This is a genomic window from Mycobacterium persicum, from assembly GCF_002086675.1.
Classification (GTDB): Bacteria; Actinomycetota; Actinomycetes; order Mycobacteriales; family Mycobacteriaceae; genus Mycobacterium; species Mycobacterium persicum.
In genome coordinates this window covers 19,404-40,001 of the sequence record NZ_MVIF01000048.1, presented here as the reverse complement: position 1 = coordinate 40,001, position 20,598 = coordinate 19,404, and the positions used below count along the sequence as shown (strand labels likewise).

The 20,598-nt window shown below is 67.2% G+C and carries 17 protein-coding genes; 2 read left to right on the top strand and 15 right to left on the bottom strand.

What is annotated here, in order from left to right; translation table 11 throughout:
- Positions 1-1,027 (top strand): ISL3 family transposase (locus tag BST40_RS15765; protein ID WP_083154708.1); only part of this gene is annotated, 1,027 nt, incomplete at its 5' end.
- A 262-nt stretch (positions 1,028-1,289) separates the two neighbouring features.
- Here BST40_RS15765 and BST40_RS15760 read toward each other — a convergent pair.
- The 15 genes from BST40_RS15760 to BST40_RS15695 form a co-directional block, all read right to left on the bottom strand.
- Positions 1,290-4,562 carry an arabinosyltransferase domain-containing protein gene (locus tag BST40_RS15760; RefSeq protein ID WP_083154706.1) on the bottom strand — a complete coding sequence of 1,091 codons (3,273 nt, stop codon included), beginning with the start codon at positions 4,560-4,562 and terminating at the stop codon, positions 1,290-1,292.
- A complete protein-coding gene (locus tag BST40_RS15755) occupies positions 4,562-6,517 on the bottom strand; it encodes a galactan 5-O-arabinofuranosyltransferase (protein WP_075549800.1) in 1,956 nt (651 codons plus the stop codon). The genes BST40_RS15760 and BST40_RS15755 overlap by 1 nt, the downstream gene beginning before the upstream one ends.
- A 2-nt stretch (positions 6,518-6,519) precedes the next feature.
- The gene (gene dprE2, locus BST40_RS15750; RefSeq protein WP_083154704.1) at positions 6,520-7,284 is read right to left on the bottom strand and encodes a decaprenylphospho-beta-D-erythro-pentofuranosid-2-ulose 2-reductase; all 765 of its coding nucleotides are present in this window, start codon (positions 7,282-7,284) and stop codon (positions 6,520-6,522) included.
- Positions 7,285-8,667 carry a decaprenylphosphoryl-beta-D-ribose oxidase gene (gene dprE1 / locus BST40_RS15745; RefSeq protein ID WP_083154702.1) on the bottom strand — a complete coding sequence of 461 codons (1,383 nt, stop codon included), beginning with the start codon at positions 8,665-8,667 and terminating at the stop codon, positions 7,285-7,287. It abuts the gene before it with no gap.
- Positions 8,668-8,777: 110 nt separating this feature from the next.
- Positions 8,778-9,143 (bottom strand): GtrA family protein, encoded by a 366-nt coding sequence (locus BST40_RS15740; protein WP_089025174.1) that lies wholly within the window; start codon positions 9,141-9,143, stop codon positions 8,778-8,780.
- 137 nt (positions 9,144-9,280) lie between these two features.
- On the bottom strand, positions 9,281-9,766 hold the full coding sequence (locus BST40_RS15735; protein WP_075549804.1) for a GreA/GreB family elongation factor: 486 nt from the start codon (positions 9,764-9,766) through the stop codon (positions 9,281-9,283).
- Positions 9,767-9,956: 190 nt separating this feature from the next.
- Positions 9,957-11,093 carry an SPFH domain-containing protein gene (locus BST40_RS15730; RefSeq protein WP_083154700.1) on the bottom strand — a complete coding sequence of 379 codons (1,137 nt, stop codon included), beginning with the start codon at positions 11,091-11,093 and terminating at the stop codon, positions 9,957-9,959.
- 28 nt (positions 11,094-11,121) lie between these two features.
- Positions 11,122-11,355, bottom strand: a complete 234-nt coding sequence (locus BST40_RS15725) for an NfeD family protein (protein ID WP_083154698.1) — start codon at positions 11,353-11,355, stop codon at positions 11,122-11,124.
- 199 nt (positions 11,356-11,554) lie between these two features.
- Complete coding sequence (locus BST40_RS31145) at positions 11,555-11,800, bottom strand: hypothetical protein (RefSeq protein ID WP_131808382.1); 246 nt, start codon at positions 11,798-11,800, stop codon at positions 11,555-11,557.
- Positions 11,801-11,939: 139 nt separating this feature from the next.
- Positions 11,940-14,009: a spermine/spermidine synthase domain-containing protein gene (locus BST40_RS15720; protein ID WP_208618908.1), complete on the bottom strand. Its 2,070-nt coding sequence runs from the start codon at positions 14,007-14,009 to the stop codon at positions 11,940-11,942.
- A 126-nt stretch (positions 14,010-14,135) separates the two neighbouring features.
- Entirely contained in the window at positions 14,136-14,978 is an 843-nt protein-coding gene (wzm, locus tag BST40_RS15715) for a galactan export ABC transporter permease subunit Wzm/RfbD (RefSeq protein ID WP_075549807.1), read from the bottom strand.
- Positions 14,978-15,889 (bottom strand): galactofuranosyltransferase GlfT1, encoded by a 912-nt coding sequence (glfT1, locus tag BST40_RS15710; RefSeq protein WP_075549808.1) that lies wholly within the window; start codon positions 15,887-15,889, stop codon positions 14,978-14,980. The genes wzm and glfT1 overlap by 1 nt, the downstream gene beginning before the upstream one ends.
- Positions 15,882-16,724, bottom strand: a complete 843-nt coding sequence (gene wzt, locus BST40_RS15705) for a galactan export ABC transporter ATP-binding subunit Wzt/RfbE (protein ID WP_075549809.1) — start codon at positions 16,722-16,724, stop codon at positions 15,882-15,884. The genes glfT1 and wzt overlap by 8 nt, the downstream gene beginning before the upstream one ends.
- 3 nt (positions 16,725-16,727) lie before the next feature.
- Complete coding sequence (locus BST40_RS15700) at positions 16,728-17,267, bottom strand: bacterial proteasome activator family protein (protein ID WP_089025172.1); 540 nt, start codon at positions 17,265-17,267, stop codon at positions 16,728-16,730.
- A 15-nt stretch (positions 17,268-17,282) separates the two neighbouring features.
- Positions 17,283-19,280, bottom strand: coding sequence for a DUF6541 family protein (locus BST40_RS15695; RefSeq protein ID WP_083154696.1), 1,998 nt, complete (start codon positions 19,278-19,280; stop codon positions 17,283-17,285).
- Between the two features lie 119 nt (positions 19,281-19,399).
- On the opposite strand from BST40_RS15695, the gene BST40_RS15690 reads away from it, so the two are divergent.
- Positions 19,400-20,596 carry a cysteine desulfurase-like protein gene (locus BST40_RS15690; protein ID WP_075549811.1) on the top strand — a complete coding sequence of 399 codons (1,197 nt, stop codon included), beginning with the start codon at positions 19,400-19,402 and terminating at the stop codon, positions 20,594-20,596.
- Positions 20,597-20,598 lie beyond the last annotated feature (2 nt).

Here is a 20,598-nt window from a genome sequence, read left to right as displayed (position 1 = left end):
AGACAGCAGCAAGGTCGCCGAGTCGCGGGGCAAGCTCTCCCGCCGCGGGTTGCAGTGGGCGCTGGAAGCCCTTGTGTGCCAGCACCTGAGCGTGGCTCGGATCGCCGAAGCCCTGGCGGTGTCGTGGAACACCGCCAACAATGCGGTCCTGGCCGAAGGCAAGCGGGTGCTCATCGCCGATCCGGCCCGCTTCGACTCGGTGGCGGTGATCGGCGTCGACGAGCACGTCTGGCGGCACACCCGCCGGGGCGACAAGTACGTCACCGTCATCATCGATTTGACCCCGGTGCGCGACAAGGCTGGTCCTGCGCGGTTGCTCGACATGGTCGAAGGGCGGTCGAAGAAGGCGTTCCAGCAATGGTTGGCCGACCGGCCGAAGGAATGGCGTGATGGTGTGGAAGTCGTTGCCATGGACGGATTTTCCGGGTTCAAGACCGCGGCCGTTGAAGAGCTTCCCGATGCAGCGACGGTGATGGATCCCTTCCACGTGGTCCGATTGGCAGGCAACGCCCTCGATGAATGCCGGCGCCGTGTCCAGCTGGACACCTGCGGGCACCGGGGCCGCAAGACCGACCCGCTCTATGCGTGCCGGCGGACCTTGCAGACTGGCGCTGATCTGCTTACCGACAAGCAACGGGCCAGGCTGACAGCCCTATTCGCCGTCGACGTCCATGCCGAGGTCGAAGCCACCTGGCAGATGTATCAGCGCACCGTGGCCGCCTACCGCCACCCCGACCGCGCCACCGGCCGCACCATGATGGCCGCGCTGATCACCACGCTGAGCACCGGCGTTCCCCAAGCCTTGCAGGAGGTCATCACCCTCGGGCGCACGCTCAAGAAGAGGGCCACCGATGTCCTGGCCTACTTCGACCGGCCCGGCACCTCCAACGGGCCCACCGAAGCGATCAACGGCCGTCTTGAACACCTCCGCGGATCCGCCCTAGGCTTTCGCAACCTCACCAACTACATTGCCAGATCGCTACTGGAAACCGGTGGATTCAGACCCCAACTACACCCTCGATTGTGAAGAGCCTCCAATAGTCCGCCGCTTCAGTCAGATGTTCGGTGGGGCCAGGCCAACAGCTGCGACAAGCTCGGCATGGTCGCGATCGTCGCGGCCACGGCTATGGCCGGGTCAAACAGTCGGCTGCGATGCGCATATGAACTGCCCCATCTCTGTGCACTTCACTGTCATCGACGGGAGTCCAGACCGCGAGGGCCGCGCGCATCCTGGCAGCCGACTTCTCAACGACCTAGGCCAGCTCCTGAGCCCGGACTGGACTGCCCGCTTACCCCTTGCGCATCGGCGCGGGATCCCACAGACCGCTACGGGTTATCGTGCCCAGCCGCAGGCGTGCCGGCTCGGCGTCGGGGTAGTAGGGGGTCAGCCGCTGCAGCGATCCCCAGTCCCGGAACCAGTCGTCCTTGAGGTAGCTGGCCACCGTCGTCGCGCGCAGCAGCAACTCGGTGATGCCCAGCGGGCCGCCGCCGTTCTTGTCCATAACGGGTGAGTTGGCCTCGGCGCCGAACCGGTCCGGCAGGATCCGCCATTTCGGTGTCTCGATGACGCCGTTTTGGTGGCCGAACGGTCGCTGGCATGGGAATGCCAGCCCGACCAGCCAGTCCAGGAACACCGGATCCTGGGAGCCCACCACGTCCTGAAGGGTGCGCAGCCGCGGAATACGCGGCGGTGTCAACGCGATCCAGTGCTGGGGAGCCAGGTCCTCATCGTCGGCCACCAGGCGAATCTGGGTGGCGCTGTCCGGAATGGCCGACAGCGGCGCGCGTAGGTTACGCCAGGCGGGCACCGCGCCGACATCGGCAAAGCTCATCGAGCCGCCGGGGTGTCCGGACGCCGCCTGGTCGTCGGTGGCCCATTGCACCTGGACTTCACGAGGGTCGAAGCGGCCGGCTGCCGAAACGACCAGCAGCGGTGTCTTGTTGCGTTCCTCCTTGGGGGGCAGGCGATACCAGCCCGACCGAAGCAGCGCCGGGACCTGGATGCCGGCTCGCCAGCTGCCCAGCACCGGGGTTCGGGCGGGGTCCAGGTTGAAGGGCAGCCGGGCGCGGGAGCCGTTGATCCCCGGTGCGGCGGTGGTGCCGCCTTCGGTGCCGGCTTCGGTGCCGGTGAACAGCCCGTCGTCGTTGATGAAGCTGCGGTCGCCCGGACGTTCCATCACCGGGTCGGCGGAGACGTCAGCGGGAATTCCGTTGGGAGTGAACGCTTCTGAAAGGGCGGCGCCCAGCGCGTCGGCGACCGGAGCGCTCACCGGCGCCAGCATGCCAGCCTCGGGATCGAGCTCCACCAGTACATCTTCGGCCAGCCCGCACGTCTTGCCGGTGACCGCTTGCAGGTTGGACCGGCCGACGGACCAGGCCGGGTACTGGGAAATCATCCCCAGAGTCAGCGACGCGACTTCCATGGTCACCAGCAGCCACGTCGCAATTGCCAACGGGGACTGGATTATCCGGGCCAGCTGTGCCCCGACCCGGGTCTTGGGCGGCCCGTCGTCGGTGTCGACGAAGTTGAACCACGCCGCCACCACCAGCACCACGACCGAGAGCTCGAGCAGCGCGGTGGTGAGCGACCAGCGCCACTTCGGGAACGAATTCGACCACGGGACACCGAAATTGGAGACATACCACCAGCCGTTGACGCTGGCGAAGGACAGCGCCATCACGAAGATCACCACGGCGGCGAACACGGTGCGGTTGCGTCGGGACCGCATCGCCGCCCCGGTCACCGCGACCGCGGCCAGCGCCCCCAGTGAGCCCGCCAGCCCGGCGAACACCCCGAAGTGGTGGGTCCATTTCGTCGGAGTGAACATCATCGCCAGGAACGAGATGATGGTGATCCCGATGATGCGGCGGCTGGGGCCGGCGGCCGTGCCCGGAATTCGCCCTTTGCGCAACGACATTGCCACCGCGACGGCGAGCGCGACGACCAGCGCCAGCACCGCGAAGCGGCGGGCCACCGACCCGTCGGGGCTGGCCATGAACAGCCGCTCGTAGCGGATGTGTTCGTCGAACCACTTGAGGCTGGGGCCGACGGCACGCTTGAGCATGCTGGCCTGGGCCTCGCCGGCAAACGTCTGGTCGCGGAAGATCAGGATCGCGGTGACGGTGGCCGCGGCGAGCAGCGGCGCCAGCAGCGGCAGCGCGCCGAACTGCTTGTAGCGCCGGTGCAGGATGGTCCGCAGCGGCCCGATGGCGACCAGCAGCGCGCCGATCGAGGCGATGCCGGTGGGTCCGGAAAACAGCGTCAGCGCACCGAGGATGCAGGCGATCGCCACCGGCAGCAGCCGGCTGGTGGCCACCGCGCGCTCCACCGAACACCAGGTGAGCAGGATGCCCAGGGCGATGATCGGCTCCGGCCGCAGGCCGTTGTTCAGCGGCAGCCACACCGCCAGGAACATGCCCGCCGCCGTCCACGCCGCGGCGCGGCTGTGTTTGACGGCGTGGCCGAGACGGGGGATGACCTCGCGGCTGATCAGCCACCAGCACGTCAGGGCCATCGCCAGGGTGGGCAGCCGCATCCAGACGCTTGCGGTGCTGACGTGCGCCCACATTGCCAGCAGGTCGTAGTACCAGCCGAAGGGTGCCTCGGGTGTGCCGAACCAGCGGTAATAGTTCGCCATGTAGCCGGCGTGTTCGGACACCCGGGCCATGGTCAGGATGTAGCCGTCATCGGAGGTGTTGGCGCCGACGAAGTGCCACCACACCAACACGGCGATGACCAGGGCGTCCAGCCCGCCGACCGACCACCAGCGCTGCGGCAGGATGCGCCGGTGGCGGGTGCCGTCGGCGGTGTCCAGGACGTGCAATGCCACCAGGGCGACGGCGGTCGACAGCAGGCCGAGGATCATCGCGGCCATCTTCAGCGAGGTGGGGCCGCTGCTGTAGCGGGTGTCGACGGTCGCCGAGAAGCTCAGGCCCTGCGGTGTCGGCCCGGACAGATCGGTGAACACCCCGACGATTTGCGGTCGAAAGTCGTAGCCGCCGCGCTCCCCGCGCAGCGCTTCGCCGGGATGTTCGGCGTTGGGACCCTGTTTGAGCCCCACGAATTCGGCGGCCACCTTGTCGGCGTGGGCGGTAAACGTCAACTGCTGACATGCGGGGCTCAACACCTGGCTCAGCGGAGCGCTGACCACCGGGACATTGCGCACCACCAGCACCAGGTCGTCGTTGGCGCGCTGGATGAGCAGCCCGCGGTCGACGGCATTGGGGGCCTGCTTGGGCACCGTCGACAACAGCACGGTCTTGCCGGTGTTCTGCGGCCCGGCCAGTCCGGCGGCGGCTCGGCAGGGGATGGCGATGTTGAGTTCGGTGGCCACATAGCCGATCAGCGGCGCCTCGACGCTGGTGAAGGTGCCGCTTTGCGGCCAGTTCAGTTGCGCGGTGGTCTGCTTGACCGGCAGCAGCGGGGTGGCCAGCGCCAGGATGGTCCCGAGCAGGCCTGCGACCGCGGCGACGAACCGAGCGATCCGGTAGTTTGCTCCCGCGTCGCTCACGGAGGTAGATGGTAATTGTTGCAGCGCGCCCGGTGCGGTTTCGGTGGCCATCAGGGGCCCGCCGTCGGTTTGCGAATGGCCAGGACGAAGGGGCCTATGGTGTCGACGCTGAAACGCGGGTCGGCGAAGAGCGCGGACTTCAGGTCCACGGTGTAGCGACGGACGTTGGGCTGATTGGGGTAGACGTCTTCGGCCAGCCGCAGGGTGTAGGTATTGCCGGGGCCGCGGCGCATCAGGAACACCGTCGGCGCCGGCCAGGGCAGCTTGTCCAGGGCGGCGATGAACTCGCCGGCGGTCTTGAGCTTGGCCCAGCTCTCGATGTGGGCGGCGCGCTTGTCGAACTGCGCCAGCGGGTTGGCGTAGTGCGACGTCAGCCCCTGGAACCCCCAATAGGGGTAGTAGGACAGAAAGCTGTAGTCGGCGGTGAGCACCACGAGCTGATCGCGCGGTTTGCCGGTGACCTTTCGGATGGCCGCGTCGACCGCCGGGTAGTACTTCTCGGAGCCGGGTGGGCGCCGGTCACCGCGCTGGCCGTGGCCGTCGGTGTCGGTGTAGGCGACGGTCAGGTCGGGCCGCAGCACGTCGGGAATGTCCTGGCTGAACGCGATCGCGCCGGCCAGTCCGATGGCGCCGACGACCGGGAGCACCGCGTGCCGCCTCACGGCCAGCGCTTGTGCCGCCTCGACGAAGCCGAACACGCCCGCCGCGGCCAGCAGCACGGTCAACGTCGGCTGCAGCCGAAAGGACAGCAGCGTGGTGCGCGCCAGCGTGGTCAGCATCGACAGCAGCGACCACAGGTAGACGGCCAGCACACCGATGGCCAGCGCGCCGGCCCGGGTCGACGACCGCGCCCGGACCACCAGCCATAGGGTGCCCAACAGGCACAGCGCGCCCAGCAGCGAGAACTGCAGCATCGGGAAGGTCAGTTCGGCGCCGTCGGCCGGCAGGTAATGCTGGGCGCTGCCGGTGTCGCTGACCGGGTCGCGGGCCGCCCGCAGCAGATACGGCAGCCAGGTGCTGGAGCCGATGGCGGCGGCGATGACGGCGATGACGGTCAGCCGGCGCAGCGGGTCGAGGGCCGCATTGAGGCCGTCCCGCCGCCACCGGGACCCGGCCAGCAGCAGCGCCATCAGCGCGACAGTGAACGCGCTGTAGGCGAATAGCAGCGTGTACCAGGTCGCCGCGAAACCCAGGAAGACGCCGGCGCCGACGACGGCGGCGCAACCGGCCTTCGTCGGCAGGCCGGGTGTGACTGTGGCGTCACGCTCGGCGTCGGGTGTGACTGTGGCGTCACGCTCGCGGCGGCGATCGCCGGCGCGCAGCCCCGACCAGGTCAACACCAGCACCGGCGGCAACAGCACGGTGATCATCGCCGCGTACGGCTCCGGCGAGCTGTAGGCCAGCGTCACCGCCGCCGTGGCGATGGTGACCAGCAGCGCGTATTCGAAGCGGATCAGCCGCCACCACAGCACCAACGCCACCGCCACCGCGACGGTGATCGAGATGATCGCCCAAGGTTTGAACATCTCCCAGGCGGGTGTGCCGGTCAGCGCGGCGGCGCGGCCGCCGATCCAGAACCAGCCGGGCGGGTAGAACGGCGGCAGCCCGAGGTAGGTCATGTCCTGCAGCGCGGGGCTGTCGGTGAGCCGGGTCAGGTATTCGGTGCGGAACTGCTGGTCGACGGAGATGCCGAACAGGTACAGGGTGGTGGCGCCCAGCGGCATGCCCAGCGTCACCACGGTGAACGCTGACACCAGCACCAACCCGCCCAGCTGCGCCAGCCGGCGAAGCCGCCCGGAGCGCCACACCCAGCCGACGGCGAGCAGCCCGGCCAGACAGCCGACCTGGCCGACGGTGGTCAGCGCATGCAATTGGTTGGACGACGGGTAAGCCGGCCACTGCACCCGCGAAATAGCGTTCAGTGCCACCACGGCTACGACCACAGCCACCAGCGCTGCCAGGGCCATCTGGCCAATAGTGGCCAGCGCGTTGCGGGCGCCCGGCATGCTCAGATGGGCAGTTTGCGGAAGATGCTTCGCGGGATGTGTCGCAACACCATCATCACGTAACGGAATGCTGCTGGCGCCCAAACCAATTCCTTACCTTTTGCGGCCGCGGTCACCGCGAGGTTGGCGACGTACTCCTTGTCGACGGTCAGCGGAGCTTCCTTGATATGCGCGCTCATCCGGGTACGGACCTGGCCCGGCCGGATCACCAGAACCCGAACTCCGTACTCGCGCAATGCCTCTGACAATCCCAGGTAGAAGCCGTCCAGGCCGGCCTTGGTGGAGCCGTAGACGAAGTTGGACCGGCGCACCCGTTCGCCGGCCACGGTGCTCATCGCGATGATCTGGCCGAAGCCCTGGGCGCGCATCTTCTCGGCCAGCAGCACGCCCACCGAAACCGCCGCGGTGTAGTTGATCTTGGCGATCTGCACCGCCTTGCGCTGGTTCTGCCATAGCTCTTCGGCGTCCCCGAGCAGGCCGAAAGCGACAATGGCCACGTCTATGTCGCCCTCGGCAAAGCACTGCTCGATCACCTTCGGGTGGCTTTCGGTGTCCACCGCGTCGAAGTCGACGAGTTCCACCGACCGCGCGCCGGCCGCCTTCATCGCGGCCACCGCGTCGTCGCGCCCAGGGTCGTCGGGCAGGCAGGCCAGCACGATGCGGGCCGCGGCGTTGCGCAGGTAGCGCTCGCAGATGGCCAGGCCGATTTCGGACGTGCCGCCCAGCAGCAGGATGGACTGGGGGTTCCCCACGGCATCAAGCACCATTTAGAGCAGCTCCAAACGTCGGGCCATGTCGGAGGCGAACACCCGCAGCGGGTCGACCTTGCGGCGCACGGCAATCCATTCGTCGATGCGCGGATACATGGCGTGGAAGGTTTCGGCGGTGGTGCGGGAATCCTTGGCGGTGTAGAGCCGGCCGCCGAATTCCAGTACCCGGCGGTCGAGTTCGCTGACGAACTCGTTGAGCCCGGCCTTGATTGGGAAGTCGACGCAGATGTTCCAGCCCGGGATCGGGAAGCTCAGCGGTGCCCGGTTGCCGGGGCCGAACAACTTGAACACGTTGAGAAACGAGTAGTGGCCGCTGGCCTGGATGTCGCGGATGATCTTTTTGAACTCGTCGACCGCCTCGGTGGGAATCACGAACTGGTACTGCAGAAAACCCGCCGGACCGTAAGCGCGGTTCCATTCACCGAACATGTCCAGCGGGTGGTAGAACTGCGTGAGGTTCTGGATCTTGCCGCGGTAGGTGCCGGACTTGCGGTACCACAGCTCGCCGATCGGCCCGAAGGTGTACTTGTTGGCCAGCCCGTTGGGGAACACGTCGGGGAACGTCAGCAGTTGGGGCGCATCGAATTTCAACGGATTGCGGCGCAGCTTCTCCGGCAGCTGCTCGAGCCTGGCCAGCGAGCCGCGGGATACCGCGGCCCGGCCCAGCTTCGGGGGTGCACTGATCGCGTCGAACCAGGCGGACGAGTAGGTGTAGTTGGCTTCGCTGCCGTCGCTGTGCAGGGCGATGGTTTCGTCCAGGTCGGCGGTGACGTCACCGTCAGCGATGAAATACGCGGTCTCGGTGGGTGTCATCTCGATGGTGGCGCGCAGGATGATCCCGGTCAGCCCGTTGCCGCCGACGGTAGCCCAGAACAACTCGGCCTCATCACCATCCGGGGCGACCCGCCGGATCTCGCCGGTCGCCAGCAGCAGCTCCATCGACCGCACGTGGTTGCCGAAGCTGCCCGCACTGTGGTGGTTCTTGCCGTGAATGTCGCAGGCGATCGCGCCGCCGACCGTCACCTGCCGGGTACCCGGCAACACCGGCACCCACAGCCCGAACGGCAGGGCGGCCTTCATCAGCTGATCGAGGTTGACGCCGGCGTCGACATCGGCCATCTTGCTGTCGGCGCTGATCGAGTGGATGTTGTTCAGCGCGGACATGTCGATCACCAGTCCGCCGCCGTTTTGCGCGTTGTCGCCATAGGACCGGCCGAGCCCGCGGGCGATCACGCCCCGGGCACCGGAGTCGGCCGCCTGGGCCACCGCCTTGGCGATCACTTCGGGATCCGGCGTGCGCAGCACGTCGGCCACCGATGGCGCGGTGCGGCCCCACCCGGTCAGCCGGGTGGGGGTGGTGGAACTGGCGTTGCTCGACATCGTCAAAGAGGGTACCGCCTCCGGCGGTGGCGCCGCGGGACGCCGACGTCCGTCACCGGAGGTAGCTCGATCGAGCGTGCAGTGGCGGTATCGATCCGGCCGCAGTCCGCTCAGCGGATCCGGAAGATCACCGCTCGTTGCACGACGAAGTTGATCACCGTGGCGGTGCCCTGCGCTATCACGAACGCGACGGGTATCGCCCACCCCCGGTAGTGCAACAGCGCCAGGCACAGATGGTTGAGCCCGACCTGCACCGCGAAGGTGACCCCGTAAAGGCCCATGACCGCGGCAAACCGCGCCCTGCTCGGCGAGGCCTGGAAGGTCCATCGGCGGTTGATCAGGTAGGCGGTGATGGTGCCGACCACGACGCTGATGAACTTCGACAGGTCAACCTGCAGGCCCACCCCTTTGTAGAGCGCCACGTAGACGCTGAAGTCGACGATCGCCGCGAAACCGCCGGTGACGACGAAACGCACCATCTGGGTCGTCAGATGCAGGTGCTGATGGTGCTCGCGCGTGGGCGCGGCATCAGGCTCGGGCGGGATCATCGGGGGGAAGTCTAGCCGGGCGGGCCAGCGCCTCGGGTACCTTCAGTTTCCGGTGCGTCAGCCGATCAGGTGGGCAACTTCATTGCGATCAGCTCGACCTGACTGGGCCCCCGGGGGGTGGAGTAGGTGACGGTGTCGCCGGGTTGACGCCCGGCGAGCGCCTGACCGAGCGGGCTGTTGGCGGTTAGCGTTTCCGCTTCGTGGCCTTCGGGGCTCTCTTCGATGATGGAGATCACGTGCATCGTGACGACCTCACCGTCGGGAAACCGCAACGTCACCTCGGTGCCACCGGGCAGTGTGTCGGACCCGGTGTCGCGCAGCGGCCCGGACTTGAGCCGCCGGTCCAGTTCGTTGATCCGGTCGGCGAGGACGGCCAGCTCGTCGGCGCGCTGGATCGCCTCGGCGGCGTCCCCGTGGTCACCGACCATGCCTCGGTCATTCTTGACCTCGATCTCGAGGCGGTCGTGGCGTTGCCGCAGCCTGGCCAGCTCGGCGGCGAGGTGATCGCGCGCCGCTTCCGCCAGCCCCGTTGATTGGACTTCCTCGCTCACGTCCGCAGACCTTTCGCCCCAGGTTGCCGGTAGGTGCCGCGCGCCGATTGCACATCGGAATCGCGGCGTTTCAGTGTTACACCACGAAAGCCCGGCCGTCACTGATATTCGCCAAGCGGATATAGCCGGTTATTCGCGCCGTTAACCCTCGGGCGGCCGTGCCGCCCGATGCGGCGTGCCGATCAGGTGGTTACGCACCCTCTTTGGCGCCGCTGGTGAGCGGCGACACCACGTTGTCCGAGTCCTCGTCGTAGTCCAGCGTTCCGCCGCGCAGCGCGTCGAAGATGGCCACACCCTGCGAAACCAGCCCGGCGGCCACCTGGCTGAGGCCTTCGGCGCCGTTGAGCACGGTCAGATTCGCCCCGGCCAGGCCGCGGGCGGCCTTCTCCACGATCACCGGCAGCTGGTCGATGAGCATCCGGTCCAGCGCCACCCGATTGTGCGACGCCGCCGCTTCGGCCTGGATCTTCATTTTCTCCGCGTCGGCGACGGCCAGGATCCGGACCCGTTCGGCTTCGGCCTCCGCCGGCTTGACCACTTCGGCGACCAATTCCTGCTGCCGCAATTCGGCGGCGCGTTGGGCCAACTCGGTGCGCATTTCCAGCACCTCTCGCTGGGCCTGGGCTTCGGCCAGTGGACCGGCCTGCGCGGCCTCGGCTTGTGCCTTGTCGATCTCGGCCTTGTATTGCGCCTTGACGATGGCGGTTTGCCGGGCGAACTCGGCCTGCTTGCGCTGCGATTCCTGCTCGGCTTCGGCGGCCGCCTGGTTGGCCTGTGCCTGAGCGATCTGGGCCTGCTGCTGGATCGCGGCGTTATGCGGTGCCGACATCGCATCGATGTAGCCGAGTCCGTCATCGTCGATGGACTGGATTTGCAGCGCGTCGACGGTCAGACCGATCCGGGCCATCTCTTCCTTGGAGCCGTCGAGCACCTCGGTGGCCAGCTTCTGGCGCTCGCGGATGATCTCCTCGACGGTCATAGAGCCGATGATCGAGCGCAGGTGACCGGCGAAGATCCGGCCGGTGAGCACCGACATCTGGTCTTGCTCGGACAGGAACCGTTGCGCGGCAGCGATGATGCTCTCGGTGTCGTTGCCCACCTTGAACGCGATCACGGCGCGGACGTTGAGCGTGATGCCTTGCTGGGTGACGCACTTTTCGGCGACCTCGGACTCGCACATGGCCAACGTCAGGAAGGCGGCCTTTCGGAAGAAGGGGACGACGAAGGCGCCGTGGCCGGTGACGACCCGGAAGGGGACGTTGCCCTTGGCCTTGCCGCCGGAGATCAGCATCGCCTCGTCGGGAGCGGGCACCTTGTAACCGAGCATCGTTGGACTCCTTACACTTTCACGGTTTCTAGGAGAAAAGTTCGGTTGACACCATCTGGGTCCAGGGCTCGACGATGACCGTTCTCGCGCCCCGAACCGCGACCACCAGCACGCTGGTCCCCTTCGGCAACGGTTCGTCAGAGCGGGCCAGGAATGCCTCCCTGGTGCCCCGCACCGAAAGTATGACCTCGCCGGGACCGTCTGCGCCTCTGGTCGCCACGATCAGCGTCCCCACGCAACCGATCACCGCGGCGTCGCTCACGAAGGCATCCTGCTCCCTCAGGGGGCACGGCGTCGAGTTTTGCCGGCCGCGCGCGACAAACCGCTGCCGCGCATCAATATCGACTCCGCAACCGATCCGGCGGCCCCGGTATCGTTATCGGGTCGGGAATCGTTGCCGCCCTTGATGGCTCAGTTCCGCTGCGGTTGACGATCGGGCACCGAAGACGCGCTGCTGCCCTTCAAGCGGCCCAGGGCAGGCTGCGCGCGGGTGGCCGGGCCACCGTCGCCGGTGACTCGGACGGGCAGCCGTCAGGAACCGGGTTAGGCAATCTCGGGGCCGACCACCCTGGCCGGATAGCGAGTGCCGACGGCAGATAGGCCAGGAACGCATCGGGCGTCGGCGCCGCGGAGGCCGTCGTGCAGCCACCGAAGGCGAGACCGGCGGCGACTACCGCGACGAGAACTTTCCTAACAGGTATTTCCATTGGTTGCGTCCCTCGCGTCATACCCGCAAACACCGACCTTATTCGAACGCGCGTACTGAAAACCGGGAATTGTCAGCCGAATCCGGGATCAGTTGAGAAGCCGGGGTTTCGCAAGGCCGGCGGTGCAAGGCGGCCGGGGTCAGACGGTGACCAGCGCGCCGTCCCGTTTCGGGGTCAGCACGAACGCGAGCAGGTAGAGCACCCCGACGACGATCAGCAGATTGCGGTAGCCGGTGACCAGGGCGCCATATTCGAGGCAGCCCCCGAGAATGGAACCCAGCAGATTGATGGCGAACGCCGACTGTGCGTGCTCGGTGGCGGCGAAGCGTTTGGCAAAGGCGATGTTGGCCAGGTAAATCGGCAGGAATCCGATCACGCAGGCCACCACCAGTCGCGGCCAGAACGGCCAACTCAGCAACCAGGCCGGGTCGATCACGTACGCCATCGCCAGGGACGCGACGATGGTCCCCCACACCACCGGAAGCGGCGGAGTGCGGAATTTCCGGGTGGTCTCGACGGCCGCCAGGACGATCACCAGCACGCAGGCGAAGACCAGCGCATTCACCAGCCAGGTGGTGCCGAACAGCAGCGCGAAGGTGGCGATGTTTTTCGTCTCCAGTAGCAGGAACGCGGCGCCCATGAAGAAGAGGTCGACGTAGGACCGCATCGATCGAAACGACCCGCCCAGCAGCCGAACCGCGAGCAGCGTGATCAGCGTGATTCCGGCCAGCGCCCACAGATACATGGCCGGGATCGCGCCGCCCTTGTAGTAGAGGAACGGGCGGTCGTCGGTGGCGGGCGCGACGACCTCGCTCGGCGGTGCGTACGGCGCGGCGCACTTCTGATTGGCCGGATCGACCGCGACGGTGATCACCGCACGGTGACTGGCCATCTGGTCGACGCACGGCCGATGTCCGAACGCGGCGGCCGCCGTCTCGGCCAGCCGGTCGATGAGCCAGGGCTGGCGGTAGGCGTTGTACATCGCGAACACCCCGCTCGGCTTGAGGTGCTCGTAGGCCGTCCGTAGCGCGCGATCGGTGAACAGGAACGACTCCAGGCGAATCTGCGAGGCGCCGTTGACCAGAGCCAGCGAGTCCGGCAACGCGAACAGGATCAGGTCGTAGGTGGCGTCGGTAGATTGCAGGAAGGCCCGGCCGTCGTTGATGTGCACGGTGACGCGCGGGTCCGCGTAAGCCCGGTCGGGGTTGCGCCCGACGCCGATCTGCACGAGACGCGGGTCGATGTCCACCGCGTCGACGTGCTTGGCCCCCTTGGACAGTGCAATGGCGACATCAGACCCCGACCCCGCCCCGACGATGAGCACGTTATCCAGGCGCAGCGTGTTCGTCCGCTCATAGGGCACCCGGTACTGCTGGTATGTCGGAGCGGACTGGCTGAGAATCCAGTCCGCGGGCGCCATCACCTGGTGCGGGATGCCGTTGACCGAGATCGCCACCAGCGTCGCGCCGTCCCACGACCGGTGCCCCCAGGTCTGCACCTTGTAGTACGGCGACCAGGAGACGCCGGCCGTGATCGACTCCGCCAGCAGGACCAGGATCAGCCCGGCGCCCGAGATCGCGGTCACCACTTTGAATCCGCGCCGGTTCAGCGTCACCAGCATGACGGCGGCGATCGTTCCCCACACCACCGACGACGCCCGCAGGAACGACAGCAGCGTGAACAGGCCGATGCCGAGCAGCGAGCCGATCAAGTCCCAGCGGTAACAAGTGAGCGCATCGAGTTGCCCGAAACAGCGGCCGACCACCTCGCCCGGTCCGGCCATCAGCGTCGCCACGGCGACGAAGACCGCCGGCAGCACGATCCAGGCCGGCAGGCCGCTGGGGCTGGCCGACGTGAAGTAGATGATGTCGCTGCCGCCGCGGTTCAATCTGATCGGAAACAGCTGCACGGCGAGCGCCAGCAGCATCAGCAGCACGCTGGACAGCGGCAGGATCGACCACGATTTCCGGGAGATCAAGAAGCCCATGCCGATGCCCAGGAACGAGCCGAGCAACACGAAGTTGGTGAAGTACGACAGATGCAGCACGTTCGACCCCAGCCAGCGGATCAGGACGAGCTCGATGAACAGTGTCGCCGTGCTGCCCAGGACCAGGCGGGCGATGATGGCTCGGGCGCCGCGCCCGGGAGCCCGTTCGGACGCCGGTTGCCCGGGCCGGGTCGGGGTCCGGGCCCGCAAGCAGGAGCTCACCGCCGCATCATGACATGTCGTGAACGCCGTCGAGGCCGTTGAGCACATAGTCACCGATCGCGACCGAGATTAACCGGGGCGTGGCTGCGGTTGCGACGGGATGACGCGACGTCGCCACCGTGGCCGCTAAACCCAGTAGGGCACCCGCGCGCGATACTGCCGCATGGCAACCGCCGCCAGCGCCCAGCCGACGACGGTCAGCACCACCACCACCACCCAGTGCCGCAACTCCTGGTGTGCGCCCAGCAGCGGGGCCCGCACGATGTCGAGGTAGTGCAGCAGGGGGTTGAGTTCGACGACGCGCGACCACCGCCCGGCGCCCTGCTGGCGCAGGGTGTCGTCGTTCCAGATGATCGGGGTCATGAAGAACAGCAGCTGCACCACCGAGAACAGCAGCGGGGCGATGTCGCGGTAGCGGGTGGCCAGGATGCCGAAACACAGTGACACCCATACGCAATTGAGCACGATCAGCCCCAATGCCGGAATCACCGACAGATCCGCCCACGACCACGGCTTGGGGAAGATGACCGCCACCACCAGATAGATCACGATGTTGTGGGCGAACAAGATCATCTGCCGCCACACCAGCCGATACACGTGCACGCTCAACGGTGTCGGCAGTTGCTTGATCAGGCCCTCGTTGGAGACGAACACATCGGCGCCGTCGAGGATGGCGGCGTTAATCAGGTTCCAGATGATCAGCCCGAGCGTGACGTAGGGCAGATGCTCCGACAACTCGAGGTGAAACAGCTTGGAATACAGCCCGCCCATCGCGACCGCGGTGGTTCCGGTGGCGATGGTGATCCAGAACGGGCCCAACACCGAACGACGGTAGCGCTGCTTGATGTCCTGCCAGCCCAGGTGCAGCCACAGCTCGTGACGGCGGAACCCGTCGATCAGATCGGCGCGGGCGCGGGCCAGTGTGCGCGACTGCGCTTTGAAGCTAGCTTGAGCGTCGATGAACGTCATCACGACCCTCCCAGATCAGGCCGCCCGAACTTCTCGCGGCGGCCCAAGCGACGCAACCGAATCCATTCCAGCAGGCCTTTGAGGTCGCGGCGGGTCACCAGGAAGAACCAGCCGAACCGCAGCCACTCCTGCGGCAGCAGCTTACGCAGACCCGGCTGCGACAACACGTAGCCGCGGTTGCGGTAGGTGAAGAACCGCTTGCCGGGGTCGTCGGGGTATTGGGTGTGCATGCGGCCGCCCAGGATCGGCTTGAACTCGTCGGACCCGCACGGGTGCAGGTACGCCGCGTCCAGGCAGGTGCCGAACGGCAGGCCGGATCGAACCAGCCGGCGGTGCATCTCCACCTCGTCGCCGCGGATGAACAGCCGCAGGTCGGGCACTCCGATTGCCTCGCACGTGGCGGCCCGAAACAGTGCCCCGTTGAACAGCGACGCGATCCCGGGAAGCAACTCCTGCCCCGGTTCGGTGCGCAATTCGCTGGTGCGCCTTCGCCATACCAGGCCGCGCCGCAGCGGAAACGCCAGGCGCTGCGGGTCGTTCATGTTGCACACCATCGGCGACACCTCGGCCAGGCCGTATTTCTCGGCGCATGCCAGCAGCGTCTCGAGCACGCCGGTGTCCTGCGGCTGTCCGTCGTCGTCGGCCAGCCACACCCAATCGGCGCCCAGCGCCAGCGCGTGCAACATGCCGAGAGCGAAACCGCCTGCGCCGCCCAGGTTTCGGCGCGAACCGAGGTACGTGGTGGGGATCGGTTGGGCCGCAACCAAATCGCGGACCCGGTCGTCGGCGTCGTTGTCGACGACGATCAGGTGATCCGGCGCCCGGGTCTGGGTGCTCAGCACCTCCAGCGACACGGCGAGTTCATCGAGGCGCCGGTGGGTGACCACGACGGCAACGATGAACTCACTCATCCCCGGACACTTGTTGCGCCAGCGGCTGTTGCGCTATGCCGGTGTTCGCCGTCTCGGCCAGCACGTCGTGCACGTGCCGGGCCGCGTCCGCACCCTCGTAGGCACGCACCACGTCTTCGATACCGCCGGTCAGTTTGATGACGCCGTGGTCGATCCACATCGCGGTCTTGCACAGGCGGGCCAGAAATTCGTTGGAATGGCTTGCGAACACCAGGATTCCGGAACGGTCGACCAGGCTCTGCAACCGCGACTGGGCTTTCTTGAGGAATTCGGCGTCCACCGCGCCGATGCCTTCGTCCAGCAACAGGATCTCCGGGTCGATGCTGGTCACCACGCCCATCGCCAGCCGCACCCGCATACCGGTGGAATAGGTGCGCAGCGGCATCGACAGATACTCGCCCAACTCGGTGAACTCGGCGATCTCGTCCACCTTGGCCTGCATCTGCTTTCGGGTCTGACCCAGGAACAAGCCGCGGATGATGATGTTTTCGTAGCCGGAGATCTCGGGGTCCATGCCGATGCCCAGATCGAAGACCGGCGCGACCCGGCCGGTGACCTTCGCCCAGCCGCGCGTCGGCTCGTAAATGCCTGAAAGTAGGCGCAGCAGAGTCGATTTCCCGGCTCCGTTGTGGCCGACCAGGCCCACCCGGTCGCCGAGTTCGAGCGACATGGTGATGTCCCGCAACGCCTCGATGACGACGACGTTGGAGCTGTTGCGGCCGATCGCGCCGCCAGCCTTGCCCAGGAAGGCCTTCTTCAGGGAACGCGATTTGGCGTCAAAGATGGGAAACTCCACCCACGCATCGCGCGTCTCGATGTGCGGACCCTTGGACACGGTCTACAGGTACTGTCCGGTGCCGTGGCCGTGGCCGTGGCCGTGACCCGGCTTGCCGACGCCGGGGGGCAGCGCGCCTTGGCGCATCTGCTCCAGCTGCGCGCGGGCAGCCATCTGCTGGGCGAATAACGCGGTCTGGATGCCGTGGAACAGACCTTCCAACCAGCCGACCAGCTGTGCCTGCGCGATCCGCAATTCGGCGTCCGAAGGCGCGGCGTCCTCGCTGAACGGCAGCGTCAGCCGGTCGAGTTCCTCGCGCAGCTCGGGCGCCAGGCCGTCTTCGAGCTCGCGGATGCTGATGGCGTGGATATCGCGGAGCCGGTTGCGGCTGGCCTCGTCCAGCGGCGCGGCACGGACCTCCTCGAGCAGTTGCTTGATCATGGTGCCGATTCGCATCACCTTGGCGGGCTGTTCGACGAGGTCGGTCAGCGAACGTTCGTCGGAGTCGTCTTCGGCTATCGCCATGAACCGCGGTTCGCCACCGATGATCTCGACGCCCTCGACATCTTGGTCGTCGTTGCCGGTAGTCAATCCAGTCACCATCCTCTTACGCGTCGACTAGGAGTGCGTCGTCAAGCCCTGCCCGCGCCACTCGAAAATCCGGGCTCCGCCGTTGTCGTAAATCTTCTTCCACGACGGCGATTTCTCCAGAGAGACTAGTCCGTCGGGAACGGCGAACCCCCGGACCGTCGGGCTGCTGGTCAGGATGTAGCGGATATTGAGCGCCTTGATGGACTCCAATACCCGCGGATCGGCATCGCCATTGCGCGCGTAGGCCCAGAAGATGAACCGGTGGTAGCCGGGGCCCTGCTGCACGGGGTAGTCGTAGTGGGTCCATAGCGGGTGCAGGCCGGCCACCGCGTACATCCACGCGGTGCCGTCGGTGTTGGCATTGCCGATCAGGGTGTCGCGTGCGCCGGGCAGGGTCGCCAGGTAGGCCATGGCGTCGAGGTCGCGTTGGTCGATCATCACCGAGTCGTACTTGTCGCCGAACAGGAAGCGGTGCCGCGGAAAGTAATGCCAGGTACTGACCAGGCAGATCGCTATCAGCAGCGCGGCGGTGACCGAGGTCCAGAAGGACTGGGGCAGCGTCCGGTACCGATGGGTCAGTCGTTTCGCGCCGGCCACCGCCAGCATGACGAGCGTGAACACGGCGATGCCGGCCATCAGCATCAGCAGCAGTGTGGTGGCCGCCGCTATCCGGCGCGGGTCGTTGTAGAAGAATTCGCCGAGCCCGCCGGCCACCGCTCCGATCGGACCGCCCAGCGGGGTGCCGGCGTTGACGTTCATCACGATCAGCAGCAACCACACCGCCAGCGGCCACCAGATCTTCTTGACCAGCAGCATGAACCCGCCGATGGCGGCCAGCACAATCAGGGCGTACTGCACGGGGAAGTCGTTGAGGTGGCGGGAGTGCTGGAAAACGGCGTCGAACAGGCCACGTTTCTTGCTCAGGTAGGTGAGGAACGAGTGCCCGGCGATGATGTCTTCCTGCTGCTGGACGCTGAGGAACTGCGGCAACATGATCAGCCCGGAAATCACCGCCACGCCGGCCAGGGTCAGCAGATCGGCCAGCCGGCCGCGGACCGGACGCCACAGCGCCTCGAACAGCCACCAGGCCGACACCAACAGCACGACGACAACGCCGCCGCTGATGTGCACCGACAAGACACCCACGAACGCCAGCACGGCCACCGGGATCCGGTCGCGGTGGCGCAACGTCGAGGTGATCAGCGCCATGGTGGGTACCGCGACCCCGTAGGCGGCGAGGTTGGGCATCGCCGCCGTGTCGAACTCGACATAGGGCACCGCGGTGAACGACGCCGACAATGCCGCCGCGGTGGCGGCCGCCCCGGCGGTTAGCCACTCCGCGGAGGCCGAGGTGGCCGGCCATTCGGCCAACCGGGAGCGCAGCACCCGCCAGGTCAGTACCGCCGCGCTCACCGGAAACAGCCAGATCGCTGCGGCCAGCGAGTTCAGCGTGTAACCGGTGGTGGCTGCGGCGCCGGTGAGCTGACAGAACACCGCCGCCAGCGCGTGGAACACCGACGGGTAGTACAGCAGCGCGTGGGTTTCGACGTTGCGCAGCTCGCCCATATGGGTCGGCGACGCCTGGCCGGTGTCGAGGATGAAGCGCACGGTGTTGGCGTGCCACACCGCGTCCCAGGTGCTGGGGATGGACTGCCAGTGCGGGATCCCGCGATAGGCCGCCCAGCTGATGAACAGCACCCCCAACAGCACCCCGGCCGCGACCGTCAGCGCCGGACCGCGACCGACCGACCGCGCCTCGGCGTCCGGGTCCCGAAAGCGGCCGAGCACCAGTTGAAGGCCGGTGACCACCGCGGCCACGACGGCCAGGGCCAGCAGTGCCGTCCAGCCGTTCCACGGGATGCTCAGCGCGCCGTAGGGCAGGATCGCCAGGGCGATGACGCCGTATGTCAGCGGCGGGCCCACCGCGATGGCGGTGGGCCAGTTCAGCTGAGCGATCCGTGCGACGATTGCCCCGGGCGCGATCAGCAATACCAATGCGATCAGCGTTCCGAACCACAAGCTCACTGGACTAGTATGGCTGGCCGGGTGTCCTGGCTCGGGAAGCCATAACGGCTACAACGTCGATGGGGCGCCCACGACCGTCACCAATTTGCAGATATAGCGAGAGCATTAGGGTGGCTGGCATGCCATATGACGTCGCCCGGGTGCGGGGGTTGCACCCGTCGCTGGGTGACGGATGGGTGCACTTCGACGCGCCGGCCGGCATGCTGATCCCCGACTCCGTCGCGACCACGGTGTCGACGGCATTTCGCCGGTCTGCCGCCAGCATGGCGGGTGCGCACCCCTCGGCGAGACGCAGCGCCGCCGTGTTGGATGCCGCGCGTGAGGCGGTGGCCGATCTGGTCAACGGCGATCCGGGCGGCGTGGTGCTGGGCGCCGATCGCGCGGTGCTGTTGTCGTCGTTGTCGGAGGCGTCGTCCTCGCGCGCCGGCTTGGGCTACGAGATCATCGTCAGCCGCCTCGACGACGAGGCCAACATCGCGCCGTGGCTGCGGGCGGCCCACCGCTACGGCGCCAAGGTGAAGTGGGCCGAGGTCGACATCGAGACCGGTGAGCTGCCGACGTGGCAGTGGGAGAGCCTGATCAGCAAGTCGACCCGGTTGGTGGCGGTCACCTCGGCGTCGGGGACGCTGGGCGCGGTCACCGACCTGCGGGCGATGACCAAGCTGGTCCACGACGTCGGCGGTCTGGTGGTGGTCGACCATTCCGCCGCCGCCCCGTACCGGCTGATCGACATCAAGGAAACCGAGGCCGACGTGGTGGCGGTCAACGCCGTCGGCTGGGGCGGGCCGCCGGTCGGGGCGATGGTTTTCCGTGAGCCGGCGCTGCTGAACACCTTCGCCTCGGTGTCGACGAATCCGTATGCCACGGGTCCGGCGCGGCTGGAAATCGGCGGGCACCAGTTCGGGCTGCTGGCCGGCGTGGTCGCCAGCATCGAATACCTGGCCTCCCTGGACGAGTCGGCTCGCGGGACTCGCCGCGAACGCCTGTCGGTGTCGATGCATTCGGCGTCGGCCTACCTGAACCGGATCTTCGACTACTTGATGGTGTCGTTGCGGTCGTTGCCGTTGGTGATCCTGATCGGCCGCCCGGAAGCGCGGATACCGGTGCTGAGCTTCGCATTTCAGGACGTGCCCGCCGATCGGGTGGTACAGCGCCTGGCCGACAACGGCATCCTGGCGATCGCGAATGCCAACTCCCGTGCGCTGGACGTGTTGGGCGCCAATGACGTGGGCGGCGCGGTGACCGTCGGGCTGGCTCACTATTCGACGACGGCCGAAGTGGACCAGCTGGTGCGCGCGCTGGCGTCCCTGGGCTGAGT